Origin of the sequence: Hominenteromicrobium mulieris (assembly GCF_046197855.1) — a bacterium.
Lineage (GTDB): Bacteria > Bacillota > Clostridia > Oscillospirales > Acutalibacteraceae > Hominenteromicrobium > Hominenteromicrobium mulieris.
In genome coordinates, this window is sequence record NZ_CP173188.1 from 1,474,988 (window position 1) to 1,501,368 (window position 26,381).

The window sequence follows — 26,381 nt, forward strand, 5'->3', positions numbered from 1 at the left end:
GCTATACTGGGAAATACGGGAGAATAGTTTTAATTCAGAGGAGAACGATATGGAAAAGAAAAACAACAGAAAAATTCTCGAATATTTCACCTGCGAAAATAAAGAGCACTGGCTCCGCGAGATTCAAAAGAGCGATTGGGGAGCGGGGCAGTACCTTTACAGCTTGCTGAAAGAAAATAAGCTGAAAGCACTTGTCGGCGCAACAACGCTGGTTTTGATGCTGGCAGACGGCGACAAGCTCGTCTCGTTCTGTACGCTTGCGCCGCTTGATGACGTGCAGCCGACATCATACACGCCGTGGATCGGGTTTGTGTATACATTCCCGGAGTACCGCGGGCAGCACTGTGCCGGTCAGCTTTTGGACTGCGCGGAAGGCATCGCGGCCATCATGGAACGGAAGTACACATACATTTCCACCAATCACATCGGGCTGTATGAAAAATACGGCTATACATTTTTAGAGACCGCACAAGACATTTCCGGCGGCGAGACCCGCATTTACCGCAAGGCGCTTTTAGACGGCGGGCCGGAAACGGAGCGCCGTCTAAAAAACGGAGCCCGGTATAAATCGGAGATTGTCCGCGCAGCGCGTACAGGCACCGACCCGACGGCGTATTGCGGGCTTTCGTGCGACCATTGCTTTTTAGGGCAGTGGTGCGGCGGCTGTCGGTCGAATTTTAACTGTTGCTCCTACGGCACGCTGTACGAGAAAGGCGTATGCCCCAATGCCGCCTGCTGTAAGGAAAACGGGCTTGACGGTTGCTATGACTGCGCGGAAATTCTGACGTGCGAAAAGGGATTTTACACGAAGGACAACGACGGCGCAGCCGCCGCCAAGGCGCAGGCGCTGTTCATTCATAAGCACGGCAAGGAAGAGTTTTTCAAGCTGCAAAACGTCATGCACAAAGCGCGTGATTTCAAGAAGATACAGGAAATCTTGGGTCAAAACACGCAGGAGGGTTTGCGCATTTTAGAAGGCTTTATGAAAACGGAAGCAGATGTTTGACGGCACTTTCGATTTTTGAATGTATTTTATCAAAATACAATAATTTCAAAATGTTATTTTGAAGTTTTGTTTTTGTAAATTTGTGGTTTTTAATTTATATTGATTTGGATTTTACTGTTAGTATTTCAGCTTTTTTCAACATGCCGATCAGCATGAAAAAGGTGCCGGTGTAGGGGATGAGCCAAAAATTGCGGCTGATAAGGCTGCAATACACAGCGAAAAGCATCACGGCGGGCGGGGTGCGCGTCATTTTGGCGAGCAGCTTCGGCTCAATGATCTGCCGAATGACGCTTAGAATGATCCACCCGATGAAGAGCCCGAGTGCTTGCGCCGCGCTGCCGCATAACAATCGGTAAACGGAGAGCGGCAGCAAAACAGTTCCCGGCCCAAAGACCGGGAAAATATCGGAGACCGTCACAACAGCGGCAGTCATCAACGGGTATTCCATGCGCAGCAGGTGGAGCATCACAAAGCTTTCCGCAAACGTGATGGTGTAAATGAGTGCATAGGCGGAAACAAACCCGACGGAAGATTCGCTTTTTGCGGATTTTTGCAGGGTTTCTACGTACTTTTCACCGATGAGCTTCTTTAAAAGTGACAGCAAATTTTCACGGTACAGCAGGGTGAGATACGCAAAAACCGGGATGAGCATGAGCGTTAAAAACACGGCAGGCAGCAGCAAAATCGCTTTTACGGTGCCTTGCAGCGCGGGCATGGCGGCACCCATGTTACCCGAAAAATTCTTCTGCGCAGCGGAGATCCACTGCGGCAATTCCTGCCATGTGCGCTCCAAAAACGACCGCACGGCGGGGGCGAGTGCTTCGTAGCGAAAGTATCGCCCGGAAGCAAAAAACGCGGTGCTTTCCCGGATGAGCCGCGTGAAAAGCAATGCAAGAAGGACGAGTGAAACACTATAAACGGCGACAGCAGTGCAAAGTGCGGCGCGCTTATGGGAGAGATGCAGCCGTTTTTCCAGCAAGCGGCATAGCGGTGTTGTGATCCACCCAAGAAGCCCGCCAAGCAAAATCGGGAGAATATGAAAAATAAATCGAACCGCCAAAATAAAGACAACTGTATACAGTATTAGTAATACGATAAATATCTTTTTGCTTTTTACAAATTTCCAAATGCGTTTTGCCACCTTTGCACCGCCTTTCCCTTACAGATCTGCAGCGCACATAGTTTGGCTTTGCGCGGCGGAAAAATTCGCAAATTTAAGCAAAATATGCATGACATTTTTCGCGCGGTGTGCTACAATATCCTCGAATAAATGTGGTGCATGCATTTTAATGCGCCAATAACGGCTAAAGGAGCTTGAGTTTATGGAAATTACAGTCAGCAAACGTTTTCTACGCGTGCCGGTGAAATTTGACGGCACTTCGCACAAATTTACTTTTTCTGAAAACGGCACACCGGTTTATAAGTTCGATGCCGTTTATACGGAAGAAAACGCAGATGCGATTTATTATGCCGACCTGCGCGATTACCTTGGTAAGACGATGACTGTCACGGTGGAGCCGGAGTGCGCATTTACGCCGGTGTTTGAGGATGCTATGACGCCGCTTACGGCGGAAGAGACCGTCTTGCGCCCGCAGCTGCACTTTACAGCGGAGCGCGGCTGGATCAACGATCCGAACGGTCTGTGCTTTTACGGCGGACAGTATCACCTTTTCTACCAGCACAATCCCTACGGCAGACTGTGGGGCAACATGCATTGGGGCCACGCCGTGAGCTCGGATCTTTTCCACTGGGAATATAAGGAGGAAGCGATGTTCCTTGACATGGATGGCGCAATGTTTTCCGGCTGTGCGGTAGTCGATCACAACAATGTTTCCGGCCTCAAAGAAGGCGATGAAACGCCAATCTTGTTCTTTTACACCTGCGCGGGCGAAAAAAAGAGCACACAGTGCCTTGCGTACAGCACAGACGGCGGTAAAACGCTGAAAAAGTATGACAAAAATCCGCTGATCGACGAGATTGCACCCGGCAACCGCGACCCGAAGGTTATTTACGACGCAAAGCGCGCGCGCTGGCTGATGGCACTGTATTTTGTGGAGCGCACCTACGCAATCTTCACGTCGCAGGACTTACTGCACTGGGAGCTTTTGCAGAAATTTGACCTGCCCGGTGATGACGAGTGCCCGGATCTCTATCCGCTTACAGCAGATGACGGCAGAACGCTGTGGGTCTATTCCGGTGCGCATGACATGTATTTTGTCGGTGATTTTGATGAAAACGGCCTTTACCAGCCGATTCAGTCGGTCGGGCAGCTTTCGTATAACTCGCAGTCGTATGCGGCGCAGACGTATTACTACGAGCCGGGCAAGCCGGTCATCCGCTTTGCGTGGAACCGCAGCGATATTCCCGGCGCACCGTTCAACGGCTCCATGTGTACGCCGACCGAAATGACGCTGAAAAAGCACGGCGACCGCTACTATCTCTCTGCGCTGCCGATCAAGAGCACAGAAAATCTGGTTGTAAAATCTGACAAGCTTGATGACTTTACATTGACACACTGCACGCACGAGCTCGGCAGCAAGACCTGCCGCATCTCCTTTACTGTAAAGGAAGGCGACCTTACATGCAACTTGTACGGCCTTGAGATGAAGCTCGACAAAAACGGTCTGACCTGCGGAGAATCCATATTGCCGCGCCTGAAAAACGAGCCGATGAAGGTGGACATCATTACCGATACAAACAGCGTAGAGATTTATTTGAACGGCGTTGCAAACACGGTCATCGCGCATGTGCTGGATGAGACGAAGCCGACGTTCACGATCCACGCCGAGGATCCCGTTGAGGTGCAGAACCTCACAGTTTCCGAGCTTTCGCTGTGATGAGTGCAATGAAGCGCGTGCTGACCATCGCCGGGTCGGATTGCTCCGGCGGCGCGGGTATTCAGGCGGATATCAAGACAATGTCCGCACACGGCGTGTACGCGATGAGCGTGATCGTGTCCGTTGTGGCAGAAAACACCGTGCATGTGCTGAAAAAGCAGGATATTGCGCCGGAGATTGTCCGCGCGCAGGTGGACGCAATCTATGAAGATATCGGTACGGACGCCGTGAAGATTGGCATGCTGCCGACGCCGGAGGTGATGTCTGCTGTGGCGGAAAAGCTGCGCAAATACTGTCCGAAGAACGTCGTTGTTGACCCTGTGATGTATGCGAAAGACGGAACGGCACTGATGGCTCCGCAGTCGATTGAGACATTCAAAGCGGAAATTTTGCCGCTCGCCGACGTGCTGACACCGAATATTCCCGAGGCGGAGGAAATCACCGGGATGCACATTGAGACGGAAGACGATATGTGTGCTGCAGCAAAGTTGATTTACACAATGGGCTGTAAAGCTGTGCTTGTAAAGGGAGGACACTTTGCAGGCGACCCGATCGATATTCTGTTCGATGGTGAACAGCATATAAGCTTTACAGCGAATCGCATTCAAACGAAGAACACGCACGGCACAGGGTGCACGCTGTCTTCCGCTATTGCCTCGAATTTGGCGCTTGGATATGCACCCGCTGAAGCGGTGAAACGTGCGAAAGACTACATGACGTGCGCCATCGAGCACGCGCTCGAGCTCGGGCACGGCGCGGGGCCGACAAATCACTTTTACAGCTTGTATCAAAGCGGACTTCCAAAGTAAATAGCTTGCTCCATAGAGAAAGCACCTTGTAAAGCTTTTGACCTTGCAGGGTGCTTTTCATGTTTGAAAAATCGCGGCGGATTTCGGGCACACTTTTCAAAGGCATAAAGGCACGTTTATAAAAAGGGCGATGGCCCTTTTTTTCCACTTTGGTTCTAAACCCGGCGGCACGTCCATAGAATTGGGCATACGGAGCGGAAAGAAAGGTGTGTGCGATGGATTTTGAAAAGGCGATCCGCCCGCTCGGGCGCTTTACACCGATGCTTGAAAAGGTGCCGCAGGCGGTGCGCGACGCGGTGTTTGACATTCGTATCAGTGTGGATAAGCCTGTGCTGCTGTGCTGCGGTGACCGCATTTTGTTTTTGCGGGAAGACGGCGACACGGCGCAGTATTTTTCGCAAAACAATGTGACAGCGACACGCGAGGACGCGGAGGAGATCTTTTTGCGGCTGTGCGGGTATTCCGTTTACAGTCACATGGAGGAGATTCGCGGCGGATTCGTCTCCGCAGACCGCGCGTTGCGGGTGGGCATCGGCGGTACGGCGGTGATCGAAAAGGGCGGCATCAAAACGGTGCGCGACGTGACGAGTCTTTCTGTGCGTATCCCGCGAGAGAAGCGCGGCTGTGCAGAGGAGGTGCTGCGCTACGGCGTAGACCTCAGCCGCGGGCTGCTGCTTGCTGGCGCGCCGTCCTCGGGCAAAACGACGCTGCTGCGGGATATTGCACGATATATCGGTACGGCGGGGCATCGCGTGGTGGTGCTTGACGAGCGGTTTGAGCTGAGTGCGGACGGGTTTGATCTCGGCGCGTGCACGGATATTTTGCAGGGCTACCCGAAGCAGGAGGGGCTTTCGCACGCGGTGCGGTGTCTTTCACCGGAGTACATCGTCTGCGATGAGCTCGGTGAAAACGATTTTTCGGCGATACGTGCGGCATCGTTTTCAGGGGTGGCGCTGATTGCGAGCATCCACGCGGGCAGTGTACACGAACTGTGTTGCAGACCGCTGTGCCGCGGGATTCTGTCGCTCGGCGCGTTTGAAACGGTGGCACTGCTGCACGGGCGAAGTGCACCGACGAAAGTGGAAAAGCTGTTTTTGGCGGGTGATCTTCTTGAAAACAACGGCGGCGATCCTGATTGTTCTGTGCGCGGCGACCGCCGGGTCATCGGTATCTGCGCGGCTAAAAATGCGTGAAAAAGAACTGAACATCTTTTTGGAAGCGCTTTTTGCGTTGAAAAACGCCGCGGCCTATACGGCGGGCGACCTGTACGCGCTGCTCTCTCTGTGCCGCGAAAACGCTTTTTTGAGGCGCGTGTGGGTGCTTTCTGAAAACATGGATTGCACAGCGGCGTTTAAAGCGGCGGCACATGCATTTTTTACATACCGCGGGGATGAAGCGCTGTGCGCCGCGTTTATAGACGGGTTCGGCAAGACCGACCTCGATGGGCAGATGGCGTACTTTGCGCTGCATGAAGGCCGCGTGCGCAGCGCACTTTTAGCCGCCGAGCAAAGTCTTGCCCAGAAAGGCAGATTGTGCGTGGCGCTGGGGTTATTTGTCGGCGTTTCCGCCGCCCTCATTTTGCTGTAACAGCCGGAAAGGAAAGCAAAGCTATGGATGTAGATCTGATCTTCAAGATCGCCGCCATCGGCATACTTGTGGCCGTTTTGAACCAGCTGCTCATTCGCTCCGGGCGGGAGGAGCAGGCTATGATGACGACGCTTGCGGGGCTCATTGTGGTGCTGACGATGCTCATCACGCAGATCAGCACGCTGTTCGATACGATTAAATCGGTGTTTGGACTATGAGCACGGTGCTTATGGTATCGGCAGCGGCGGTGTTTGCAGCGGTGTGCGGCGCGCTTTTAAAACGCGGGCAAAAGGAAATAGCTCTGCTGTTTTCGCTTGCGGCAGCGGTACTCGTTTTTCTGTGTATTTTGCCGCAGATCGAAACGCTGACTTCGACATTCCGCGAATGGGCGGAGCTTTCCGGCATGCCGGAGGTGTTCGGAGCGCTGTTAAAAGCGCTCGGCATCGTGCTCATCGGGCGCATAACGGCGGATCTTTGTAAGGACGCGGGGGAATCAGCAATAGCAAGCGGTGTGGAGCTTGCCGTAAAAACAGCGGTGCTGCTGACGGCGCTGCCGTTGCTGAATCGACTTCTCTCGCTTTTGCAGGAAGTGCTGTTGTTATGAAAAAACGGATTTTGCGCGTTTTTTTGGCTTTGACGGTGTTTATCCTGCTACTTTCGCTGCCCGTGCGCGCGGACGAAGCGGAACTCTACCAAAACAGCGGGGCGGATACACTTATGGAGGCGCTGCCGGAAGAAGCACAGTCGCTTTTGCAGAACGTCGGGGCCGACCCGATGGAAACACCTGCGCCCGACGCGGCGACAAAGCTGTTTTCGGCGCTTTCCGAGGGCTTTCGTGCGGAGTGGACAGCACCGGCGCGGGCACTCCTTACGCTGCTTGCATCATGCGTGCTGTGCAGACTTGTGCAGGAATTCGCCGCAAAGGAGCTTTCCTACGCCGTTTCCGTATGCGGGGCGCTGTGCGCCGCCGTGACGCTGTTTTCGCCGATGGCTTCGCTTTTGGAGCAGGCCGCGCGCGTGACGGATGCTGCTGCCGTTTTTCTGCTTGCCGCGGTGCCCGTGTATGCGGGGCTGCTTTTCACGGCGGGGAACACCGTGACAGCACCGACCTACGGCGCGCTGTCGCTTACGGCGGCAAATGCCGTCTCGGTTTTGAGCAGCGCGGTGCTCATCCCGGTTTTGCGTGTGTTTTTGGCGTTTTCCGTGGCTTCTGCCGTGACATCGTTTGATTTAAAGCGGCTGACGGACGCGCTGTATAAAGCTATCAAATGGGCTTTGGTGCTCGCCGTCACGGTATATACGGGCGTTTTGTCCGTACAGACAATTGTTGCGAACAGCGCGGAGATGGCGGGCGGCAAGGCAGCGAAAATGCTTGTCTCCGGCGCGATCCCCATTGTGGGCAGCGCGTTTTCCGATGCGTTTTCGGTCATCGTTTCCGGCGCGGCGCTTGTAAAAAACGGCGTGGGGGCATTTGGGTTGCTTGCATCACTCGCGATTTTTCTGCCGCTGTGCATAAAGGCTGCCGCGTGGCTTTTGATTTGCTTTTGCGCGGGGCTTACGGCAGAGGTGTTGGGTCTAAAGCCGCTTGCGTCGTTTTTAAACGGCTGTGCTGCGGCGCTGCGGCTGCTCATTGCGGCGGTATGTAGTGTGGGTGCGGTGGCGGTGGTCTCGGCGGCTGTGGTGCTTTGTGTGCGAGGTGCTTATGCGTGAATTGTATGCGCTGGTGTTTTCGGTGTGCATGGTGCTCATCGGGACGGAGATGATCGTGCGGCTGTTCCCGGAAAAAAGCGGGTCACTTATCCACGCGCTTGCAGCGCTGATGCTGCTTGTGGTGCTTGTAAACGGCATTTTAAAGCTGCAAAGCGGGGTCTCGCTCGATTTTGACTTGACCGAAACGGGCGAAGCCGAATCGACGATAACGCAAAGCTACGCGGAAAAGGGCACGGCGATTTTGAAAGAGCGGCTCTCGGCGCTTTTGAAAAGTGCGGGGATGGACGTGCCGGCAGCGAATATCGACATTTGGTACACACAGGACGATGACGGCGCGGTGACGGTGGAACGTGTGCGGGTACGGGTGCGGTTTGCGACAGACATCGACCGCGCGGACGCGCTTTTGCGCAGCGTGCTGACCGAGGCCATCCCGGTGGATGTGTACGTGTAGGAGGTGAGGCGAGACGGATAAACTGAAAAGCCTTTTGAAAAACGGTAAGCTGACGTATATGCTCATTGCAGCCTGCGCGGCGCTCGTTTTATTGATGCTCCTATGGCCTATGGACACAAAGAACACGGAAAATGAAGCGCCGGAGACGGTGGAACTGACGGCAGGAGACTACACCAGAGCGCTTTCCGCGCAGATCGCGCAGATGGTCTCGGCTATCACGGGGGAAAGCGAGCCGCAGGTGACGGTGACGCTGCGTACAATGGGCGAAACGATGTATGCGACCGAAGATAAGCAGAGCGAAAAAAGCGCCGAGGAGTACAGCGGCGAAAGCCTCAACCGCACGCAGACGGACGGCGACACGCAGAAGACGTATATCCTGGTGAAGGCGGCGGACGGCTCGCAGAAGCCGCTCATCGTGACGAAAACGGAGCCGGAGATCCGCGGCGTGGTAGTCGTGAGCCGCGGGGGAGGCGACCCGAAAATGCGGGAGAAGATTGTGGAGGCCGTGAAGACTGCGCTCGATTTATCCTCTACGCAGGTATGCGTGGTGGGGTACAGCGAATATACATATGGCAACGAATGAAACCATTCAGTGAAGATCGGAGGAACACGGAATGAAATACGGTAAAAGACAGCTGATCTTGGCATCGCTTGTGCTGGCCCTTGGTGCGGCAGTGTACTTAAATTGGCAGTTTGCGGGTACAAAGGTGCAGAGCGCGGGCGATGTCAGCGAGGAAAGTGCGTCTTCCGCTCTCGGTGCGGCGCAGCTTGTGAACAACGCCTATGTGGAGACGGTCTCCGACACGCTTATGAACGAGGACGGTGTTCTGCCGGAAACGGAGCCCGCAGATGGTGCGACGGAAAGCAGCGCGGCAGAAGAAACAGCGGCTGCGGTATCGGCTTCCGCAAAACTTTCGGACGCCCGCTTGACGCGCCAGACCGCACGGGATGAGGCCGTGGAGCTGCTGGAGGACATCCTGAAAGACGACAGCGCCGAGGTCGCCGTAAAGCAGGCCGCCGTGGACGAAGCCGCGGTTATCGCGCAGAACATTTTGAAAGAGACAAACATAGAGTCCCTCATAGAAGCGAAGGGCTTTACGGAGTGCGTGGCGTACATCAACGGCGAGAGCTGCACGGTGGTTGTAAACGGCGACATGGAGGACGAACAGAACGCGCTCATCGTGCGGGACATTGCAGTTTCCGAAAGCGGCGTCAGCGCGGAAAACGTGAAGATCATTTCTGCGGCGAAATAAAAGATGATTTCTTGCATTTTACCGTTTATCGTGGTATACTATTCCAGAACATATCGGCGTGTATGTCTGGAGCTTGAAAACTGCACATCAAACGGCACCGGTGAAACCCGAAAGTGCCTGATTTCTGCTCAAATTGCCTGCCGATCCTTCGGTGGGCTTTTTTGTTTATATCCGCCATGAATCACGCAATGAATTTTATTGAGATAAGGGAAAGGAACCGAGTATGACGAAAAGAAGAGAATCGAGAGAACAGGCTTTTACGCTGCTTTTTGAAAAGACCGTGACGGGCGACAGCATGGAAGACATCATTGAAATGGCGAAGGAAGCGCGCGATGTCGTTATCGATCCGTACTGCGAAAAGCTGACCGCTTTGACGGAGCTTTATTTAGACGAGATCGACCACACGATCGAAGAAAATCTGCGCGGCTGGAGTTTGCGCCGTCTTTCTAAAATGACGCTGACGATTTTGCGCGTTGCCGTGTGCGAGATGCAGTTTATGCGGGCCGACGATGTGCCGGTGAGCGTTTCCATCAACGAGGCGGTGGAGCTTGCAAAAATTTACGGCAACGAAAAGGACGCTTCTTACGTAAACGGCGTGCTCTCCACAATTGCAAAGAAGCTTGAGGGAGCGAAGAACGAGACGGAGAGCGAAAATGCCTAACATCAGCGCGCTCGGTTTAGACACCAGCAACTACACAACGAGCGCCGCGTTTTTCGGTGACGGCGAAATGGACAGCCGCGGCATGATTTTGCCTGTGAAAGAGGGCGAGATCGGACTGCGCCAGAGCGACGCGGTGTTCCACCACACGCGCCAGCTGCCGGAGGTGCTGTCCATGCTTGGTGATAAGATCGGCGGGGCGAAGGTCATTGGCGTTTCGGAGCGCCCGCGTGATGCGAAGGACTCCTATATGCCGTGCTTCTTGGTGGGCATCGGCGCGGCGCAGATGCTTGCGCAGGCGTTAGGGGTGCCGCTGCGGCGCTTTTCGCACCAGCAGGGGCATATTGCGGCGGCGCTTTACTCTGCCCAACGACTGGACTTGCTGCACGAGCGCTTTTTGGCGTTTCACATGTCCGGCGGCACAACGGAAGCGGTTTTGGTAGAACCTGTGGAGGGTGACAAAATGTTTCGCACGCGCCTTGTTGCGTCTTCACTCGATTTAAAGGCCGGGCAGGTCATTGACCGCATCGGCGTGATGCTCGGTCTGCCGTTTCCGGCCGGCAAGCATTTAGACCCCATTGCGTGCAATTATACGGAAAGACTGCGCGTGCGCGCTTCGATGAAAGGCGCGAACTGCTCGCTTTCCGGTGTGGAAAATAAATGCCGCGAGCTGATGAAAAAGGGCGCGCCGAAGGAGGAAATCGCCGCGACGTGCATGGCGTACGTCATTGCGGCATCGGACGCGATGTGTAAGGCGCTTATCGAGACATTCGGCGATTTGCCCGTGGTGTTTTCGGGCGGCGTGTCCTCAAACTCTATGCTGCGCGCGCATATGAGCGAAAAGTACGGCGCACTGTTTGCAGAGCCGCGCTTTTCGGCGGATAACGCTGCCGGCATCGCCGTTTTGGCGTCACTTTCGCAGGAGGCCTGATATGCGCGTTTTATCGGTTTCGCAGATCAATTTTTTTATAAAGTCGCTTATTGAGGGTGACGGCCGCATGCGCGATATTTACGCGCGCGGCGAAATTTCCAATTTTACCGATCACTACCGCTCCGGACACCTGTATTTTTCGCTGAAAGACGAAAAGTCCGTTTTGAAGGCGGTTATGTTTTCGTCTGCCGCGCGGCGGCTGCGTTTTTGCCCGAAAGAGGGCATGCGCGTTATCGTGCGCGGGCGTGTGGCCGTGTATGAGCCCGGCGGGCAGTACCAATTCTATGTGGAGGAAATGCAGCCGGACGGCGTGGGCGCGCTGAGCTTAGCGTTTGAGCAGCTGAAAGAAAAGCTTGCTGCCGAGGGACTGTTCGCGGAAGAACACAAGCGGCCGATCCCGCCGTTTCCAGCGCGCATCGGCGTCATCACGTCACCGACGGGTGCGGCGGTGCAGGATATTCGCAATATACTTTCGCGGCGCTGGCCTGCGGCAGAGATCGTGTTTTGCCCGGTGCTTGTGCAGGGCGAGGACGCAGCGGCGCAGCTTACGGCGGCGGTGAAATTGATGAACGCCCAAAAGGCGGCGGATGTCATCATCATCGGGCGCGGCGGCGGCTCCGCAGAGGATTTGGCCGCATTCAACGACGAGACGCTCGCAAGGGCAGTGTTCGCGTCGAAGATACCCGTCATCTCCGCTGTGGGACACGAGACGGATTTTACGATTTGCGATTTTGTCGCGGACTTGAGAGCGCCAACGCCGAGCGCGGCGGCAGAGCTTGCCGTGCCGGACAGGGAAGAAATGCGTGCGGCACTTGCGCAGCTGACGCGCCGTTTGTGCGGCAGCGTGCAGGCGGGGCTTGACGATCGGCGGCAGATGCTCGATGCGCTTGCAAGCGCAAACGTGCTGCAAAACCCGTCCGCGTGGCTTTTACCGCGTAGGCAGGCGCTCCGAAACACGGTGCAGAGCCTGACGCACAGCGCCGAGCGAAGAATTTTGAATGAGAAAAACGAGCTTGCTGCGCTTTCTGCACGGTTAGACGCAATGAGCCCGCTGAAGGTGCTTTCACGCGGATACGCGATCGTGTCCGACGAAAACGGGAAAGTGATAAAGCACACGGAAGACGCAAAGCCGGGCGACGTTTTGACAGCGCGCGTAGAGGACGGCGCGATCACCGTGCAGGTACAGAAAACAGAAAAGAGGGAAATGACCGATGCCTAAAAAAACCATGACCTTTGAAGACGCGATGCTGCGCCTTCGCGAGGTGACCGAGACGCTCGAAAAGGGAGATGTGACACTGGAGGAATCTGTGAAGCTTTTTAGCGAGGGCGCGGAGCTTTCCCGCTTTTGCTATGAGAAATTAAACACGGCCGAACAGAAAATTACGGAGCTGAGTGCTGCGAAAACGGAGGAATAAAAATGGAAGACAGGGTAAAACGCATTGAAAAAGCCTTAGATCATTTTTTGCCGGAGCGCAAGGGCTCGCTTTCCGAGACCGTGACCGACGCCATGCGCTATTCGCTTTTAAACGGCGGCAAGCGTGTGCGCGCCGTTTTAACGCTTGCGTTCTGCGAGCTGTGCGGCGGCGATGAAGACATGGCGATGCCGTTTGCGTGTGCCGTGGAGATGGTACACGCGTATTCGCTCATCCACGATGACCTGCCGTGCATGGATAATGACGATATGCGCCGCGGTAAGCCCTCTAACCACAAGGTCTACGGTGAAAATTACGCATTGCTTGCGGGTGACGGCCTTTTGACAAAAGCATTTGAAACGGCGCTGAGCAGTGAAGCATTCCGAAATGTCGGCATGGAACGCGCTGCGTATGCGGCGGCGGTGCTTGCGCGCTGCGCGGGCGAGCACGGTATGGTGGGCGGCCAGTGCATTGACCTTGCAACCGAAAACCGCACCGTTTCGCTCGATGAGCTGTGCGAAAAAGACACCGGCAAGACCGCGAACCTCATCATGGCGGCATGCATGATGGGTTGCATTGCGGCGGGTGCGAACGAAACGCAGATCAATGCAGCAAAGGAATACGCGCTGCACATCGGTTTGGCGTTCCAGATCCGCGACGATATTCTGGACGTGACCGGTGACGCCAAGGAGCTTGGCAAGAATATCGGCGTGGATGCACAAAACGCGCGCTGCACGTATGTTTCCATTTTGGGCGTGGAAAAAGCGCAGGCGCTCGTCGATGAGCATACCGAAAAGGCGCTTCATGCGCTTGACGCGTTTGACGCGGACAGCACGTTCCTGCACGAGTTTGCGGAAAAGCTCGCGACGCGCAGCAAGTAATGAAACGCACACTGGAGTTCGTCATCGACTGCGGACAGGAAAACATGGACGTGCGCACGTTCGTGCGGCGGTACTTAGGGTTTTCCGCACGCATTTTAACGGCGCTGAAATATGAGGGAGAGATGCTTAAAAACGGCGAACCCGTGCACAGCAATGCAGTTTTGAAAGCCGGCGATACGCTGACTTTGACGCTGCTTGAAACGGGCGAAGCGTATGAAAAAGCCGACCTGCCGTTTGCGGTTTTATATGAGGACGAGGATTTTTTAGTGCTCGATAAGCCGTACAATATGCCCGTGCACCCCTCGCCGGGGCACGACCGCGACAGCGTTTTAAATGCGGCGGCGTGGTATTTTCAAAATACGCCGGACTTTGTGTTTCGGCCGCTGTACCGCTTAGACCGGGATACGACCGGCGCACTGGTGCTGGCGAAAAACAAATTTGCCGCAAACGCAAAGCTGACGAAAACGTACCGAGCCGTGTGCGAGGGCGAAACGCCCGAAAGCGGGTGTGTGAACGTGCCCATCGGGTTAAATCCGGGGCATAAGGTGGAACGCTGCGCGGGCATCGGAGACGAAGCCGTGACGGAATTTCAAACGGTGAAAACGAGCGGCGGGTACAGCCTCGTTGACTTCCATTTGAAAACCGGGCGCACGCACCAGATTCGCGTGCACATGGCGCACCTTGGGCATCCCGTGGCGGGGGACGACCTTTACGGCGGGCATTTGGACAGAACGGAGCACCAGATGCTCTGCTGCCGTGCAGTGCATCTTTTATGCCCGGCGCTCGACATCGATAAAACGGTCGAGACGGATTTTTCGGCGGAACAAAAGGCGTGTTTCCCGGAGCTTTTTCAATGAAAAACACCCCGCAGCTTTAAAACTGCGGGGTAGTCCATATCAAGTGAAATTTTATTCCACGTCCGTATGGATGAGGCGGTCTAACAGTGTGATGAGTAAAATGCGCTCTTCATCGGAAAGGTCGCGCGTGACGCTTTTGGCCCAATCCCGCAAAATCTCGCGGATGACGGGCACGAGCTTTTCGCCGCTTTCCGTGACGTAGAGGTTGTTTTCGCGGCGATCTTCCTTGCCGGTTTCGCGCGAAATGTAGCCGAGCTCGTCAAGGCGTTTTGTGCGGCGTGCTACGGTGCATTTGTCGATATACATGTGTGAGACGATGGCGTCCTGCGTGGTGCCGGGGTGGCGGTTGATGTAAAGCAGAATCATCGGCATGCCACCTACAAAGCCGTAGCCGCGCAGACGGTCATCCATATATTTTTTACGCTGGCGGTGCAGATAGGTGAAGCTGCGGCTTAGATCACGCGGAAAATCCGCAAGGCGCTCCTGTTCGGTTTCTGCTGTTTTCTGTTCTTCCGGCATGCTTACACCTCCGTATGGTTTATGGCTTTATTATATGGCTTTTGTGTGAAAAAGTCAATTCAAAAATCCGCTTATTCCGCGATAAACGGGTGACAGACGCGCTTATACAGTTCGTCGTCGAACATAACGTGATAAATGTTTTCGAGCTCATGCAGCACGACTTTCGCTTCCGGCACGGGCTGCGCGATGGGCAGCACGAGTATGTTGAAATCCACGCCGTACAAAAGGCTTTTGGCTTTTGTCATTTCGCACCCGCAGCGCTCATAAAACGCGATGCGGCGGCGACGGATGTTGACTTCTTCTTCGGCTTCGGCGCTCTCAACGCTTTCCACTTCGAGCAAAAGACCGTCACGGTCTTTCATTTCTGTGCGCAGCAGGGGAAAAGTCTTGCTGCCGATGCCCGTGCCGCGCAGGTCTTTTCTGACAGCAAAGTAATCGAGCAGGGCGTATTTGCCGTTTTCCGTGCACGAAAAATAGGCGTAGGCGCAGAGTGAATCGGTTTCGTCGTAAAAGCCGTAGCACGGGTAGCAGTTTTTATTGTAGAGCATTTTCATGCTTGCAAAGGGGCGCAGCTCGCTCGGCGGGAATGCCTCGTGCATATATGCGTTGTAAATTTCGCGAATTTCGTCTAAATTCAGCTTTTTAATGTGTAACAAATACTCAACTCCTATTATTATTTTGGACCAAGCAAAGGAGCTTTACTTTGAATCCATTTCCGTATACGTTTGATAACAAACGGTATCATACATTAGCTTATCACAACCGGGTGCAGAATTGCAAGACCCAAAAGGCCGTGATCGATGCCGGGCTGAGCTGCCCGAACATAGACGGCACGTGCGGCGTGGGCGGGTGCATCTTCTGCGACGGCGGCAGCGGCTATTTTACGCAGGATAAGGCATTTTCCGTAACGGAGCAGCTGCAAGCGGAAAAAGTGCGTATTCATAAAAAGTCGCCGGAAAGTAAAATCATCGCGTATTTTCAGACGCACACAAACACCTATGCGCCGGTTGAAAAGCTCAGGACGTTATACGAAGAAGCGCTTGCATTCGGCGTTTACGGTGTGTCGATTGCCACGCGCCCGGACTGCATCGGGAAGGATGTTTTGTCGCTTTTAAAAGAATTGAACGGCAAAACGCACCTCACCGTGGAACTGGGCCTGCAAAGCAGTAATGATGAGACGGCTGCGCGTATTCACAGAGGATATAAATACGAGGTATTTAGAGAGATATTTCTGCGCCTGCGCGAAAACAATATTCGCGTTTGCGTGCATATCATAGACGGCTTACCGGGCGAGACGGAGGCGGAGATGATAAAGACCGCCGAAGACCTTGCACAGCTGCGCCCGGACGGTGTGAAAATTCATCTTTTACACGTCATTCGCGGCACGCAGCTTGCGGGCTTATACGAAAGCGGCGCATACACGCCGATGACGTTTGAGGACTATGTGCGCGTCGTAATCCGTCAACTGGAGGTGCTGCCGCCCGAAACGGTCATCGAACGCATTACGGGCGACGGTGACAAAACAAAGCTGCTTGCACCCCTGTGGAGCCGCGATAAAATCCGCGTACTCGGTACGATAGACCACGAGATGGCAGTGGGAAATACTTGGCAAGGCAGACTTTATTCGCCGAATGGCTTGCAAAAAGGACAGAAAATGCGTATAATAGAATAAATCCGAACACGGTGTGCAGTTTACGCTGTGATTTCGTTTATGAAAGGTAATTTTACTATGAATAATAAAGCTCCAAATAAACATAGCGACGCGCGTTCTTTTGAAATGCGCCGTTTGATTTTCCTTGGCGCGGCCGGCGTGCTCATTCTGGTCGTGGTCATTTTATCGCTCCTATCCGCGTTCGGCGGGAAATCCGACGGGCAGAGCACCGGCAACGGCACATCTTCCGCGGTGACGGAGGACGGCAAGCTTGTCATTCAGGATCTTTACGAGGGTGAGATCACCATTCCGAAGTTTAATGTGCCGCTCAATACATACGACCAGTCGAAGTTTAAAAATGACAACGGCCTTGTGACGTATGACGACGCGAACGCGAGCCTCGGCATCGACGTTTCCGACTATCAGGGCGATATCGACTGGGCAGCCGTCAAAGCGAGCGGCATCGATTTCGCGATGATCCGCGCAGGCTACCGCGGTGCAACGCGCGGCAAGCTGAACGAAGACAGCAAGTTTGCCGATAATTACACCGGTGCGAAGGACGCAGGCGTAAAGGTGGGCATCTACTTCTTCTCGCAGGCAACTTCTGTTACCGAAGCGGAGGAGGAAGCGGGCTATGTGCTCCAGCTTTTGCAGAATAAGTCCGTCGATTACCCCGTCGTCTTTGACTGGGAGCAGACGAGCGTAGACGGCTCTCGCACGGCAGATGCCACGGGCGAGCAGATTACGAGTTATGCTTCGGCGTTCTGCAAAAAAATCGCGAAAGCGGGCTACACCGCAGGTGTGTACTTCAACCGCAGTCTTGGCTATAACTATTATGACTTAGAGCAGCTCAAGGACTTTGAGTTCTGGCTTGCGGAATACCGCAGCGTGCCGGCGTTCTACTATAACTTCGGCCTGTGGCAGTATTCCGACAACGCGCAGGTGCAGGGCATCGACGCGGCAGTCGATATTAACGTCAGCTTTAAGAACTACGGCTGATTTTAAAAGTAAAAACGAAAGGTGCTTGATCATTTTGGTCAGGCACCTTTTTGTTATTCTTCGTTTTCGCCGAACCAGCCGCAGGCTTTCATGTCTACGCGGCCGTCGGGCAGGAACTGCACGCCCTCGGCTTCGAGCTTTTCGCGCTGTACATCGGGGCCGCCGAAAACGTAGCCCTTGCACAGAGAGCCGTCTTTGAACACTACGCGGTGGCATGGCGTATTTACGGGGTCCGTGTTGCGGTGCAGCACAAAGCCCACGCCGCGCGAGGCCCGCGGGTTGCCCGCCGCAAATGCCACGAAGCCGTAATTTGTCACCTTGCCGCGCGGGATCTCGCGCACCACCTGAAACACGCGCTCGGAAAAATCGTTCATCGTATTCAACTTCCTTTGCTTTCAAACCGTTTTGTACAGTATAGCATAAAAGTAGTCTTTACAAAAGGGTTTTTATTGATTATAATGAAATATAACGAAACCAAAATTGAAACGGAGTTGTTGATATGGCTATTATTGAAGTGAATTTTATCTCGAAGTGCCTCATGCGCGTGGTGACGTTCAATGCGATTATCCCGGTGGATAAGTTCGGCCCGCAGGCGGAAAACGCAGAGCAGAAGCCGCTGAAGACGCTTTACCTTTTGCACGGTATTTTCGGCAATTATACGGACTGGGTGAACGGCACGCGCATTCAGGCGTGGGCAGAGGCAAACGACCTTGCGGTCATTATGCCCTCCGGTGAAAACCGCTTCTACCTCGACGACGAAAAGAGCGGCGAGCTGTACGGCGAGTTCATCGGCAAGGAGCTTGTAGAGTTCACAAGAAAGCTGTTTCCGCTTTCCGACAAGCGCGAGGATACGTTCATTGCGGGTCTTTCCATGGGCGGCTACGGTGCAATCCGCAACGGCCTGAAGTATGCGGAAAACTTTGGCTGTGTCATCGGTCTTTCCGCCGCGCTCGTGCACGATACGTGGAAGGACGCGGACAACTCCGCGCCGATCTTCACATTCCGCCGCAACTATTACGAGTCAATTTTCGGTGAATATGACAAGGTGAAGGGCAGCGACAAAGACCCGAAGGCGCTGCTTTTGAAGCTGAAGGAGGAGGGCAGACCCGTACCGAAAATGTACCTGTGCTGCGGCACGGAGGACGGCCTCGTCACCGCAAACCGCGATTTCCGTGATTTCCTCAACGAAAACGGTGTTGACCTCACGTATGTGGAGGGCCCCGGCAAGCACGACTGGGTATTCTGGGATACGTACATCAAAAAGGTGCTCGACTGGCTGCCGCTTAATAGAACAGGCGCGGGCATCAACAGCGGAAACGTGAAATAAAGCAAAACAGAAAACAGGGGAACGGATGATGCAGAAGAGAAATCTGAAAAATTCCGCAAGATCACGATGAATGTGCTAACGATGCAGCTCAATTCCATCACGATCATGGATCTCATCGCCGCCAGCTTGCAAATTCGTAAACATAAAGTAAAAGCCATCGAAACGGTGAAGCGCAAGGCTTGCCGCAAACGGTGGCTTTTACTCTATGAAAATTTAATTCTGCGTTTTATTGCCGGGCAGGATATTGAGGTTTTCCGGGACGTTTGGGTGGGGGATGTTGTGCAACGCAAAGCCCGCAAGCTGACGGATGATCTGCAAAACGAACGACCGCGTTTCGGGGTCGAGGTGCACGGCGGCGTTGTAGATAGCGCCGATGTTCTTTTGAATGTCGCCAGCGTCAAATACGTTTTCAATATTGCCGGCGGTCAAAAGGCCGTAGAGTACATCGACAAGGCGTATGCGCTCGTCGATGCTCATGCCGGTGATCCAGCTGTTGAGTGTTTGGTTCATGTATTTTGCGCCGCTGGAAATTTCCTCCAGCGTATGGAATGCACCGTCCGTCACCTGCCACGAGAACGGGTCGTGCTGCATAATGCCCATTTGGTTGCTTTCCACAACGGAGTATGCACCGTGATTTTCAAGCAGCATGCCGATGAGCGAGCCTTTCGGAATGACTTTATGTACGCGGCTTTGAATGCGCCCATATTCTTCGGATTCGAGCGTGTTGCCGATGAAACCGGGGCTGTCGAGCGGGTAGACGCGCTCAATACGCTTTTGAATTTCCGGGTCGCAGAACATGCCCGCGTAGGCTGCAAGGTTGCCGCCTTTGGAGTGGCCCATCAAAAGCAGTTTGCCGGGAAAACCTTCGCCGAGCTTTGTCACATAGTCTGCCGCATCGGCCTGCGAGGGGATGACGGGCAGAAATGCCATGTTAAAATCCTCTTTCCAGCCGACAAGCGTGGCGTCCGTGCCGCGGAATACGGCGCAGGCGTGGTCGTCATCGAGGTATACAGTGATGGCCGCAAACTGCTCCTCTGACTGGTCACACAGCTTTTCAACGAAGTTGCCGATTTTTATGTTGCGCCAGCGCGGGCTTGACGCCATAGCGTACAAAAGCCTCATGTTGCTTTTGGTATCGCGTACGTGGAACATCAACTTTTCAAAGCGCTCTGCCTTTAAAAGCTCTCGAATTTCTATTTTGTTTTCGCATTTAAGCTCGTCTTCAAACGCGCTCAGATTCATGTAGGAAAACTGTGATAAAAGCAGGCTGTCTACATCCGTAAACGGTTTTTCTGCCAAAGGCGAGAATTCGGTTTCTGCATATTCAAGGATGCTTGGCATAGTACGCCGCCTTTCTGAGAAAGTTAAACGTAATAATAGGGACCGGGCTTACAGAGGATGACGATGAGATCGACGAACGCGCCGATGCCGAACAGGCCGCCGGTGAAGATATACAAAACACCCATGCCAATCTTTCCCTCATAAAATTTATGCGCGCCGATGAGTCCTAAAAACAGGCACAGGAAAAACGCTGCCCATTTGCTTTTTGCCACACCACCGTAAGTGACATTGTTGTTTACATAAACAGGCTGGGGCTGTTGGGCAGACTGCAATGGCTCTACCTGCCTGCCGCATGCGGGGCAAACCACGCAGTCGGCACCGATGACCGCGCCGCAGTATTTACAGAATTTCGCGTTTTCGGTGCACGTGCCGCAGTTTGGGCAAAAAAGCTCACCGTTCGGAATATTTGCACCGCAATTTTTGCAGACCATAAGAAAATCTCCTTTGTATATTTGAATGTTTGTCCACCGAAATCATAACACAGATTTTGACATTCCGCAACGTGTTTCACCGCTTTTTCTGATTGCCGCGCACAAAAGCAGCGCGTCTGTCATAGTATGCCGCGGGACAAAGCGCTGTGCATGTCCCAATATGCAGGGAAGGAGGGTAAAGGTTTGATGAAACAGACGGTTTTAAAGACGACGGTGGCCGTGCTCGGCGCGGGACTTGTGTCGTACCTCGGTACGCTTGCGGTGCCGATGCTCGTGCTGCTCGGCGTGATGTTGCTCGATTATATCACCGGCATGATCAAAGCGTATATCCGCGCCGAGTTAAATTCCAAGTTCGGTATTAAGGGGATACTCAAAAAGCTTTGCTATATGGTCATGGTCGCAGTCGGTGCGGCGGTGGATTATCTTTTGCGCGGTGCAGTCATCGGGGCCGGCATCACGCTCGATGTAAAGCTGTTTTTCGGCATGCTCGTCACCGTGTGGCTTACGATCAACGAGCTCATTTCCGTCATGGAAAATCTTGCGGCCATCGGCGTGCCGGGGTTTCCGCGTTTGCAGCGCATTTTAAGGCGGCTCCGTCGCACCGTGGCGGATGAATCGGGTGCAAGTGATGGGAAGAAGGAGTGATCTTATGGTACCGATCCGCGAAAATCTATTATCTTCTGCAAAATACGATTTGAAAGTGCCGGTGGAGTCCTGCGCTAAGGACATGAAGTACATTGTCGTCCACAACACGGCAAACGATGCTTCCGCCGCAAATGAAGTCGCGTATATGATTCGCAACGACAGCTCTACGTCGTTTAACGCGGCGGTCGATGACAAAGAGATTGTCATCGGCATACCGCTCGACAAGGGCGCATTCGCAGCGGGCCAACGTGATGGCAATGCACATGGTATTCATATCGAGATTTGCTATTCGCTTTCGGGCGGCACGCGTTTCGATAAAGCCGAGAAGAACGCGGCGGAGTATATCGCAAAGCTGCTCACCGAGCGCAAATGGGATATTTCGCATGTGAAGAAGCATCAGGACTTCGACGGCAAATATTGCCCGCATAGAACGCTCGACAAGGGCTGGGCGCGGTTTTTTAAAATGATTGAAAGCGAAATGAAGGACGACAAAAAGGAGACAAAGACTGGTGCGAAACCCGTGCCAAAGCAGCTTTACCGCGTGCGGACAAGCTGGTCGGACGCAAAAAGCCAGATCGGCGCGTATGCAATGCTGGAAAATGCGAAAAACGCATGCCCTGTGGGTTATAAAGTGTATGCCTCAAATGGCAAAATTATGTATGAACCGTTCAAAGCGTATACAGTGCGCAAGGACGCTGCAGATGCGCTCAATATCCGCAAGGGTCCGGGTACGAATTATGACGTGCAGGGGCAGATCACAGACACGAAGCGCTATACGGTTGTAGAGGAGAGCGCAGGTGTGGGTTCTGCAAAAGGCTGGGGACGTCTCAAAGCCGGCGGCTGGGTCGCACTCGACTGGGTGAAAAAAGCGCAGCGCCGATGATAAGGCATAATATAAACAGAAAACGCAAAATGAATTTGTGAAAGCAAGATATTGCATTTTTGCGGCCCATGTGGTATGCTAAACGTATTGATGCAGCACGCCGGTGAAACTGAAGGGGGAAAACGGTTTCACCGGCGGCTGTGTTTGAATATTCGCAGAAAATAGGTGGAGAAGTAATGAAGAAACATCACAGTAATCGCAGCATGTTCTCGGGTAAACTCGGGTTCGTGCTGTCTGCGGCCGGCGCTTCGGTCGGTCTTGGCAACATTTGGCGATTTCCGTACCTTGCGGCAAAATACGGCGGCGGCATTTTCCTTTTGATCTACATTTTGCTTGCGCTGACGTTCGGTTACACGATGATCGTGGCAGAAACATCGCTTGGCCGCATGACGCGCAAAAGCCCTGTGGGTGCATATGCATCGTTCACAAAGTCGCATACATTAAAAGCCGGCGGCTGGATTAACGCCATTATCCCAATCCTGATTGTGCCTTATTATTCCGTTATCGGCGGCTGGGTCATCAAATATCTTTTTGAGTACATTTGCGGCAACGGAACAAAGCTTGCGGAGGATGGATATTTTTCGATGTTCATCTCGGACGGCGTGTCCGCCGAAATTTGCTTTATCGTTTTTGCACTCATCACGCTGACCATCATTTTTGCCGGCGTGCGCAACGGTATTGAGCGTGTATCGAAATTCATGATGCCGATCCTTGTCGTGTTGTCTGTCATCATCGCAATCTATTCCGTCACACGTCCCGGCGCACTGAAGGGTATTCAGTATTTCCTTGTGCCGAACCTTGAGAATTTCTCCTGGATGACGGTCGTTTCCGCCATGGGACAGATGTTCTATTCGCTGTCCATCGCCATGGGCATCCTTGTTACGTTTGGCTCTTATATGAAAAAAGAAACGTCCATTGAGGACTCTACACGCAATGTGGAGATTTTCGACACCGCCATTGCCATTATGGCCGGCCTTATGATCATCCCGGCGGTCTTTGCGTTCTCCAGCGGCGACCCGAACACCTTGCAGGCGGGCCCGTCATTGATGTTCATCACGATTCCGAAGGTGTTCGCCAGCATGGGCCTCGGCACGGTGGTTGGCATTCTGTTCTTCGTGCTCGTGCTGTTTGCGGCGGTCACAAGCTCTATTGCGCTGACGGAAAGCGCCGTTTCCACGTTTGAAGATGAACTCCATTGGAACCGCAAAAAGTCGACCGTTGTTATCGGCATCATCATGCTCGTGCTCGGCACGCTGTCTTCGCTCGGCTACGGCCCGCTTGATGCCGTAAAGATTCTCGGCATGCAGTTCCTCGATTTCTTCGATTTCTTAACGAACTCCGTTATGATGCCGATTGCGGCTATTGCGACTTGCCTGCTCGTTTCCCGCGTGATCGGTGTAGACCGTATTGAAGAAGAAATGGCGCAAGAAGGCGGCACGTTCCGCAGAAAGAAGATCTTCGTCATGATGATCAAGTATCTTTGCCCGGTCTTTGCAGCCATCATCCTTATCAGCTCTGTCATGAACGCATTCGGCCTGATCTCTATGTAAGCATTTTGACCGGCGCGACGAAAGCCGCGTGCTTCGATGATGCCGCAAGGTGTCATTTTACCGGACGAAAGAAATAACAAAATAGAATGAGCGAGGCCCCGGCGAGCGTTTTGTCATGCTCGCCGGGGCCTGTGTCTGTTGTGCGTTATTTCAGAACTTTTTCGTAGGCAAAGCGGTCTGCGCCGTCCGTAAGGTGAATGATGCCGCAGCGAATGTAACCGTTCTTTTCGAGCGTGTGCTGCATGATGATGTTGCCGGGATGCGTATCGCATCGCATGGAGGTGACACCCGCTTCAAGCGAGAGTTTCGCGCAGTAGGTCATCAAAAACGATGCTGCGCCGCGGTTCTTGGCGCTTTTTGCCGCCATAATGCGGTGCACGATGCCGTAGATTTTGTTTTCTGTCTGCCACGCGCCGTTATAAATTTCGTGGTATGTCGGCTCGTCGCCCACATACACGGCGGCACTTGCAAGAATATTGTTTTCGTCGTCTATCACAACACGGCAGATTCTATTTTGAATGTCCTCACGCAGGGTGGTTTCGTTCGGGTAGCCGTTTTGCCACTGGTCGATGCCGAGCGCCCGCAGCGAAGCTTTCGCGTTTTCTAGCATCTCAAGCAGATAGGGCAGGTCACAGAGCTCTGCATTTCTGATCTTCATTTTCTTTCATCCTTTCCCGTTTTGCCGCGCAGAATCTGCAAAAAATCCCATGTGCGCGTTACAAATATGAACATATACAAAATTATACGATTTTTTGCTTGCCTTTTCAAGGGAAAACGTGTATAATACTAAAGTACGCGGTCAAGTATGTTCCGCGCACGGAAAAAGCCAAGGCGGTTGGAATATACCGTGGAATATGCGAGCGGACAGGTCTGCGCGGCGAGACACCGTGAACCATGTCAGGCGGGGGACCGAGCAGCATTAAGCGGATCGTCTGGTGCGATGCAGGCTGCCTGTCCGTTCACATATTCTACGTTCCAAGCGTCTTTTTCTTTTATCACTCACAAAGAAAGGAGCGCCGCCGTTTGTATAAAGCGTTATACAGAAAATATCGTCCGCAGCAGTTTTCCGATGTCGTCGGTCAGCCGCAGGTGACGGTCACGTTAAAAAACGAACTGATGGCCGGGCGCATTTCGCACGCATATCTGTTCACCGGCTCGCGCGGCACGGGAAAAACGACCTGCGCAAAAATTCTGGCGAAGGCGGTCAATTGCATGGATCCCCAAAACGGCGATCCATGCGGCAAGTGCGACGTGTGCAGAGGACTGGATGACGGCTCTGTTTTGGACGTTGTAGAGCTGGACGCCGCGAGCAACAACGGCGTAGACAGCATCCGTGCGCTCATTGAAGAATCCAACTTCACGCCGACTACGGCGAAATACCGCGTATATATCATCGATGAGGTGCACATGCTTTCCGTTTCGGCGTTCAATGCCCTCTTAAAAACGCTCGAAGAACCTCCCGCACACGTCATTTTCATTTTGGCGACGACCGAAGTCCATAAGCTGTTGCCGACGATTTTATCGCGCTGTCAGCGTTTTGATTTCCGCCGCATCGCACCGGAGGACATCGCAGGGCGCCTTGAGTGGGTCTGCACGCAGGAAAATGTGACAATCGACCACGATGCCGCGATGCTCATCGCCGTTACGGCAGACGGCGGCATGCGCGACGCGCTTTCCATTTTGGATCAGTGCATCGGTCGCAGCGACGGGCACGTGACGTATGGGCTCGTTGCGGAAACGGCGGGCCTTGCGGGGCGTGGGCACTTAATTGAACTCGCCGAGTGCATTCGCACGGGCGACCGCACCGCGGCACTCGAAAAGATCAACGCGCTGTATAAGTCTTCCAAAGACATGGGCAGGCTGTGCGAGGAGCTTGCGGGCTTTTTTCGCAATTTGATGCTCATCAAAACGATGAAGGACGCAAGCGGGCTTGTAAATGCCGTTGGCGAAGAGCTGGAAGCCATGACCAAAACGGCGCTTTCCATGGAGCTTTCAACGATTCTGCACGCGCTCGATGCGTTCCAGTCCGCGCAGTCGCGCATGAAGACCATGAATAAGCGCACGGAAATGGAAATGACGTTTATCCGTCTTTGCACGCCGGAAATGGATACCTCGCCCGCAGCACTCTTGCGCCGCATTGAAGTTTTGGAGCGCGGCGGCCTGCGCCGTCCCATCACCCCGGCACCGAGTGTATCCGCGGCTGAAGCACCGGCAGCACCGGTACAACAGCCCGAGACACCACAGAACAACGCACCTGTGCAGCCCGCGGTAAAGGACAAGCCGCAGTCCACAGAGGAGCTTGCAAAAAATGCGCAGCCGTTCGACGGCTGGTCGGACATTATCGGCTATATGGAAAATTACTCAAAGTCGGTGGCGTCGGCGTTCAAGGGCTCAGCGGCGTACATCAGCGGCGACTACATGCTCATCGAAGCGCCGCAGATTGCGTTTGATCTCTTGAAACGTGCCAGCCAGAGAGAAAAGATCCGCGAGGCCATTCAGCAGGTGACCGGGCGGGTGTATAAACTCGGCCCTTATAAGCCGCCCGCAGCGGACGGCGAAAAACCGAAAGATCCGCTCGACGCCTTTTTGCACGATATGCGCGAAGCCGGCGTGGAGATCGAAGAAAAATAAATTTAAAAACCA

The 26,381-nt window shown here is 53.7% G+C and carries 31 protein-coding genes and 1 other RNA gene; 25 read left to right on the forward strand and 7 right to left on the reverse strand.

What is annotated here, in order from left to right:
* Positions 1-49 precede the first annotated feature (49 nt).
* A complete protein-coding gene (locus tag ACI0CA_RS07110; RefSeq protein ID WP_417422619.1) occupies positions 50-1,006 on the forward strand; it encodes a GNAT family N-acetyltransferase in 957 nt (318 codons plus the stop codon).
* Between the two features lie 94 nt (positions 1,007-1,100).
* Here ACI0CA_RS07110 and ACI0CA_RS07115 read toward each other — a convergent pair whose 3' ends face one another.
* Positions 1,101-2,147, reverse strand: coding sequence for an AI-2E family transporter (locus ACI0CA_RS07115; protein ID WP_446806384.1), 1,047 nt, complete (start codon positions 2,145-2,147; stop codon positions 1,101-1,103).
* A gap of 181 nt (positions 2,148-2,328) precedes the next feature.
* Here ACI0CA_RS07115 and ACI0CA_RS07120 point away from each other — a divergent pair, with 181 nt between their 5' ends.
* From ACI0CA_RS07120 to ACI0CA_RS07195, 16 genes are all read left to right on the forward strand, one after another.
* Positions 2,329-3,843, forward strand: coding sequence for a glycoside hydrolase family 32 protein (locus ACI0CA_RS07120; RefSeq protein WP_446806383.1), 1,515 nt, complete (start codon positions 2,329-2,331; stop codon positions 3,841-3,843).
* Between the two features lie 8 nt (positions 3,844-3,851).
* A complete protein-coding gene (gene thiD, locus ACI0CA_RS07125; RefSeq protein WP_308448491.1) occupies positions 3,852-4,652 on the forward strand; it encodes a bifunctional hydroxymethylpyrimidine kinase/phosphomethylpyrimidine kinase in 801 nt (266 codons plus the stop codon).
* Between the two features lie 215 nt (positions 4,653-4,867).
* Positions 4,868-5,845, forward strand: a complete 978-nt coding sequence (locus tag ACI0CA_RS07130) for an ATPase, T2SS/T4P/T4SS family (RefSeq protein WP_446807069.1) — start codon at positions 4,868-4,870, stop codon at positions 5,843-5,845.
* A complete protein-coding gene (locus tag ACI0CA_RS07135; protein WP_308448256.1) occupies positions 5,754-6,239 on the forward strand; it encodes a stage III sporulation protein AB in 486 nt (161 codons plus the stop codon). Before ACI0CA_RS07130 ends, ACI0CA_RS07135 begins: the two co-directional genes overlap by 92 nt.
* A gap of 23 nt (positions 6,240-6,262) precedes the next feature.
* Positions 6,263-6,457, forward strand: coding sequence for a stage III sporulation protein AC (gene spoIIIAC / locus ACI0CA_RS07140; RefSeq protein ID WP_176820026.1), 195 nt, complete (start codon positions 6,263-6,265; stop codon positions 6,455-6,457).
* The gene (locus tag ACI0CA_RS07145; protein ID WP_176820025.1) at positions 6,454-6,843 is read left to right on the forward strand and encodes a SpoIIIAC/SpoIIIAD family protein; all 390 of its coding nucleotides are present in this window, start codon (positions 6,454-6,456) and stop codon (positions 6,841-6,843) included. Before spoIIIAC ends, ACI0CA_RS07145 begins: the two co-directional genes overlap by 4 nt.
* Positions 6,844-6,866: 23 nt before the next feature.
* Positions 6,867-7,949, forward strand: a complete 1,083-nt coding sequence (locus ACI0CA_RS07150) for a stage III sporulation protein AE (RefSeq protein ID WP_446807070.1) — start codon at positions 6,867-6,869, stop codon at positions 7,947-7,949.
* Positions 7,942-8,400 carry a hypothetical protein gene (locus ACI0CA_RS07155; RefSeq protein WP_308448258.1) on the forward strand — a complete coding sequence of 153 codons (459 nt, stop codon included), beginning with the start codon at positions 7,942-7,944 and terminating at the stop codon, positions 8,398-8,400. Before ACI0CA_RS07150 ends, ACI0CA_RS07155 begins: the two co-directional genes overlap by 8 nt.
* Before the next feature lie 34 nt (positions 8,401-8,434).
* Positions 8,435-8,983 (forward strand): hypothetical protein, encoded by a 549-nt coding sequence (locus tag ACI0CA_RS07160; protein ID WP_412265005.1) that lies wholly within the window; start codon positions 8,435-8,437, stop codon positions 8,981-8,983.
* A gap of 31 nt (positions 8,984-9,014) precedes the next feature.
* Positions 9,015-9,653 (forward strand): SpoIIIAH-like family protein, encoded by a 639-nt coding sequence (locus tag ACI0CA_RS07165; protein ID WP_412265004.1) that lies wholly within the window; start codon positions 9,015-9,017, stop codon positions 9,651-9,653.
* 223 nt (positions 9,654-9,876) lie between these two features.
* Positions 9,877-10,314: a transcription antitermination factor NusB gene (gene nusB, locus ACI0CA_RS07170; RefSeq protein ID WP_316686180.1), complete on the forward strand. Its 438-nt coding sequence runs from the start codon at positions 9,877-9,879 to the stop codon at positions 10,312-10,314.
* The gene (locus tag ACI0CA_RS07175) at positions 10,307-11,242 is read left to right on the forward strand and encodes a Kae1-like domain-containing protein (RefSeq protein ID WP_412604676.1); all 936 of its coding nucleotides are present in this window, start codon (positions 10,307-10,309) and stop codon (positions 11,240-11,242) included. Before nusB ends, ACI0CA_RS07175 begins: the two co-directional genes overlap by 8 nt.
* Position 11,243: 1 nt before the next feature.
* A complete protein-coding gene (xseA, locus tag ACI0CA_RS07180) occupies positions 11,244-12,461 on the forward strand; it encodes an exodeoxyribonuclease VII large subunit (protein WP_446806382.1) in 1,218 nt (405 codons plus the stop codon).
* On the forward strand, positions 12,454-12,657 hold the full coding sequence (xseB, locus tag ACI0CA_RS07185) for an exodeoxyribonuclease VII small subunit (protein WP_308448264.1): 204 nt from the start codon (positions 12,454-12,456) through the stop codon (positions 12,655-12,657). The genes xseA and xseB overlap by 8 nt, the downstream gene beginning before the upstream one ends.
* A gap of 2 nt (positions 12,658-12,659) precedes the next feature.
* Complete coding sequence (locus tag ACI0CA_RS07190; protein WP_417073066.1) at positions 12,660-13,535, forward strand: polyprenyl synthetase family protein; 876 nt, start codon at positions 12,660-12,662, stop codon at positions 13,533-13,535.
* Positions 13,535-14,392, forward strand: a complete 858-nt coding sequence (locus tag ACI0CA_RS07195) for an RluA family pseudouridine synthase (protein ID WP_418548085.1) — start codon at positions 13,535-13,537, stop codon at positions 14,390-14,392. Before ACI0CA_RS07190 ends, ACI0CA_RS07195 begins: the two co-directional genes overlap by 1 nt.
* Before the next feature lie 51 nt (positions 14,393-14,443).
* Here the strand turns inward: ACI0CA_RS07195 and ACI0CA_RS07200 are convergent, their stop codons facing one another.
* Together ACI0CA_RS07200 and ACI0CA_RS07205 are read right to left on the reverse strand one after the other, a co-directional pair.
* Positions 14,444-14,911 carry a MarR family winged helix-turn-helix transcriptional regulator gene (locus ACI0CA_RS07200; protein ID WP_417107115.1) on the reverse strand — a complete coding sequence of 156 codons (468 nt, stop codon included), beginning with the start codon at positions 14,909-14,911 and terminating at the stop codon, positions 14,444-14,446.
* A 71-nt stretch (positions 14,912-14,982) separates the two neighbouring features.
* Complete coding sequence (locus ACI0CA_RS07205; RefSeq protein WP_412586367.1) at positions 14,983-15,567, reverse strand: GNAT family N-acetyltransferase; 585 nt, start codon at positions 15,565-15,567, stop codon at positions 14,983-14,985.
* A 47-nt stretch (positions 15,568-15,614) separates the two neighbouring features.
* On the opposite strand from ACI0CA_RS07205, the gene ACI0CA_RS07210 reads away from it, so the two are divergent.
* Together ACI0CA_RS07210 and ACI0CA_RS07215 are read left to right on the forward strand one after the other, a co-directional pair.
* Positions 15,615-16,583: a TIGR01212 family radical SAM protein gene (locus ACI0CA_RS07210; RefSeq protein ID WP_308448269.1), complete on the forward strand. Its 969-nt coding sequence runs from the start codon at positions 15,615-15,617 to the stop codon at positions 16,581-16,583.
* A 57-nt stretch (positions 16,584-16,640) separates the two neighbouring features.
* Positions 16,641-17,561, forward strand: coding sequence for a glycoside hydrolase family 25 protein (locus ACI0CA_RS07215; RefSeq protein WP_176820012.1), 921 nt, complete (start codon positions 16,641-16,643; stop codon positions 17,559-17,561).
* A 53-nt stretch (positions 17,562-17,614) separates the two neighbouring features.
* On the opposite strand, the gene ACI0CA_RS07220 is transcribed toward ACI0CA_RS07215, so the two are convergent.
* Positions 17,615-17,935: an MGMT family protein gene (locus ACI0CA_RS07220; RefSeq protein ID WP_308448270.1), complete on the reverse strand. Its 321-nt coding sequence runs from the start codon at positions 17,933-17,935 to the stop codon at positions 17,615-17,617.
* A 125-nt stretch (positions 17,936-18,060) separates the two neighbouring features.
* On the opposite strand from ACI0CA_RS07220, the gene ACI0CA_RS07225 reads away from it, so the two are divergent.
* Positions 18,061-18,888, forward strand: coding sequence for an alpha/beta hydrolase (locus tag ACI0CA_RS07225; protein WP_308448271.1), 828 nt, complete (start codon positions 18,061-18,063; stop codon positions 18,886-18,888).
* Positions 18,889-19,101: 213 nt separating this feature from the next.
* On the opposite strand, the gene ACI0CA_RS07230 is transcribed toward ACI0CA_RS07225, so the two are convergent.
* Together ACI0CA_RS07230 and ACI0CA_RS07235 are read right to left on the reverse strand one after the other, a co-directional pair.
* Entirely contained in the window at positions 19,102-20,229 is a 1,128-nt protein-coding gene (locus ACI0CA_RS07230; protein WP_308448272.1) for a DUF2974 domain-containing protein, read from the reverse strand.
* A gap of 23 nt (positions 20,230-20,252) precedes the next feature.
* Entirely contained in the window at positions 20,253-20,660 is a 408-nt protein-coding gene (locus ACI0CA_RS07235) for a TM2 domain-containing protein (protein WP_308448273.1), read from the reverse strand.
* A gap of 186 nt (positions 20,661-20,846) precedes the next feature.
* On the opposite strand from ACI0CA_RS07235, the gene ACI0CA_RS07240 reads away from it, so the two are divergent.
* From ACI0CA_RS07240 to ACI0CA_RS07250, 3 genes are all read left to right on the forward strand, one after another.
* Entirely contained in the window at positions 20,847-21,305 is a 459-nt protein-coding gene (locus tag ACI0CA_RS07240; protein WP_308448274.1) for a phage holin family protein, read from the forward strand.
* Between the two features lie 4 nt (positions 21,306-21,309).
* Positions 21,310-22,188 carry an N-acetylmuramoyl-L-alanine amidase gene (locus ACI0CA_RS07245; RefSeq protein WP_308448275.1) on the forward strand — a complete coding sequence of 293 codons (879 nt, stop codon included), beginning with the start codon at positions 21,310-21,312 and terminating at the stop codon, positions 22,186-22,188.
* A gap of 176 nt (positions 22,189-22,364) precedes the next feature.
* Positions 22,365-23,738 carry a sodium-dependent transporter gene (locus ACI0CA_RS07250; protein ID WP_446806381.1) on the forward strand — a complete coding sequence of 458 codons (1,374 nt, stop codon included), beginning with the start codon at positions 22,365-22,367 and terminating at the stop codon, positions 23,736-23,738.
* 145 nt (positions 23,739-23,883) lie between these two features.
* Here the strand turns inward: ACI0CA_RS07250 and ACI0CA_RS07255 are convergent, their stop codons facing one another.
* Positions 23,884-24,396: a GNAT family N-acetyltransferase gene (locus ACI0CA_RS07255; protein WP_308448277.1), complete on the reverse strand. Its 513-nt coding sequence runs from the start codon at positions 24,394-24,396 to the stop codon at positions 23,884-23,886.
* 204 nt (positions 24,397-24,600) lie between these two features.
* On the opposite strand from ACI0CA_RS07255, the gene ffs reads away from it, so the two are divergent.
* Positions 24,601-24,698: signal recognition particle sRNA small type (ffs, locus tag ACI0CA_RS07260), an RNA gene on the forward strand.
* Positions 24,699-24,761: 63 nt separating this feature from the next.
* The gene (gene dnaX / locus ACI0CA_RS07265) at positions 24,762-26,369 is read left to right on the forward strand and encodes a DNA polymerase III subunit gamma/tau (protein WP_343284303.1); all 1,608 of its coding nucleotides are present in this window, start codon (positions 24,762-24,764) and stop codon (positions 26,367-26,369) included.
* Positions 26,370-26,381: the final 12 nt, after the last annotated feature.

Coding starts and splice junctions, on each gene's coding strand:
- ACI0CA_RS07165 (WP_412265004.1), top strand. CDS start 9,015: ATGAAATACGGTAAAAGACAGCTGATCTTGGCATCGCTTGTGCTGGCC.
- ACI0CA_RS07220 (WP_308448270.1), bottom strand. CDS start 17,935: ATGAACGATTTTTCCGAGCGCGTGTTTCAGGTGGTGCGCGAGATCCCG.
- ACI0CA_RS07200 (WP_417107115.1), bottom strand. CDS start 14,911: ATGCCGGAAGAACAGAAAACAGCAGAAACCGAACAGGAGCGCCTTGCG.
- ACI0CA_RS07240 (WP_308448274.1), top strand. CDS start 20,847: ATGAAACAGACGGTTTTAAAGACGACGGTGGCCGTGCTCGGCGCGGGA.
- xseB (WP_308448264.1), top strand. CDS start 12,454: ATGCCTAAAAAAACCATGACCTTTGAAGACGCGATGCTGCGCCTTCGC.
- nusB (WP_316686180.1), top strand. CDS start 9,877: ATGACGAAAAGAAGAGAATCGAGAGAACAGGCTTTTACGCTGCTTTTT.
- ACI0CA_RS07230 (WP_308448272.1), bottom strand. CDS start 20,229: ATGCCAAGCATCCTTGAATATGCAGAAACCGAATTCTCGCCTTTGGCA.
- ACI0CA_RS07215 (WP_176820012.1), top strand. CDS start 16,641: ATGAATAATAAAGCTCCAAATAAACATAGCGACGCGCGTTCTTTTGAA.
- ACI0CA_RS07175 (WP_412604676.1), top strand. CDS start 10,307: ATGCCTAACATCAGCGCGCTCGGTTTAGACACCAGCAACTACACAACG.
- ACI0CA_RS07255 (WP_308448277.1), bottom strand. CDS start 24,396: ATGAAGATCAGAAATGCAGAGCTCTGTGACCTGCCCTATCTGCTTGAG.
- ACI0CA_RS07130 (WP_446807069.1), top strand. CDS start 4,868: ATGGATTTTGAAAAGGCGATCCGCCCGCTCGGGCGCTTTACACCGATG.
- ACI0CA_RS07195 (WP_418548085.1), top strand. CDS start 13,535: ATGAAACGCACACTGGAGTTCGTCATCGACTGCGGACAGGAAAACATG.
- ACI0CA_RS07235 (WP_308448273.1), bottom strand. CDS start 20,660: ATGGTCTGCAAAAATTGCGGTGCAAATATTCCGAACGGTGAGCTTTTT.
- xseA (WP_446806382.1), top strand. CDS start 11,244: ATGCGCGTTTTATCGGTTTCGCAGATCAATTTTTTTATAAAGTCGCTT.
- ACI0CA_RS07250 (WP_446806381.1), top strand. CDS start 22,365: ATGAAGAAACATCACAGTAATCGCAGCATGTTCTCGGGTAAACTCGGG.
- ACI0CA_RS07145 (WP_176820025.1), top strand. CDS start 6,454: ATGAGCACGGTGCTTATGGTATCGGCAGCGGCGGTGTTTGCAGCGGTG.
- spoIIIAC (WP_176820026.1), top strand. CDS start 6,263: ATGGATGTAGATCTGATCTTCAAGATCGCCGCCATCGGCATACTTGTG.
- thiD (WP_308448491.1), top strand. CDS start 3,852: ATGAAGCGCGTGCTGACCATCGCCGGGTCGGATTGCTCCGGCGGCGCG.
- ACI0CA_RS07120 (WP_446806383.1), top strand. CDS start 2,329: ATGGAAATTACAGTCAGCAAACGTTTTCTACGCGTGCCGGTGAAATTT.
- ACI0CA_RS07190 (WP_417073066.1), top strand. CDS start 12,660: ATGGAAGACAGGGTAAAACGCATTGAAAAAGCCTTAGATCATTTTTTG.
- ACI0CA_RS07245 (WP_308448275.1), top strand. CDS start 21,310: ATGGTACCGATCCGCGAAAATCTATTATCTTCTGCAAAATACGATTTG.
- ACI0CA_RS07110 (WP_417422619.1), top strand. CDS start 50: ATGGAAAAGAAAAACAACAGAAAAATTCTCGAATATTTCACCTGCGAA.
- ACI0CA_RS07155 (WP_308448258.1), top strand. CDS start 7,942: ATGCGTGAATTGTATGCGCTGGTGTTTTCGGTGTGCATGGTGCTCATC.
- ACI0CA_RS07225 (WP_308448271.1), top strand. CDS start 18,061: ATGGCTATTATTGAAGTGAATTTTATCTCGAAGTGCCTCATGCGCGTG.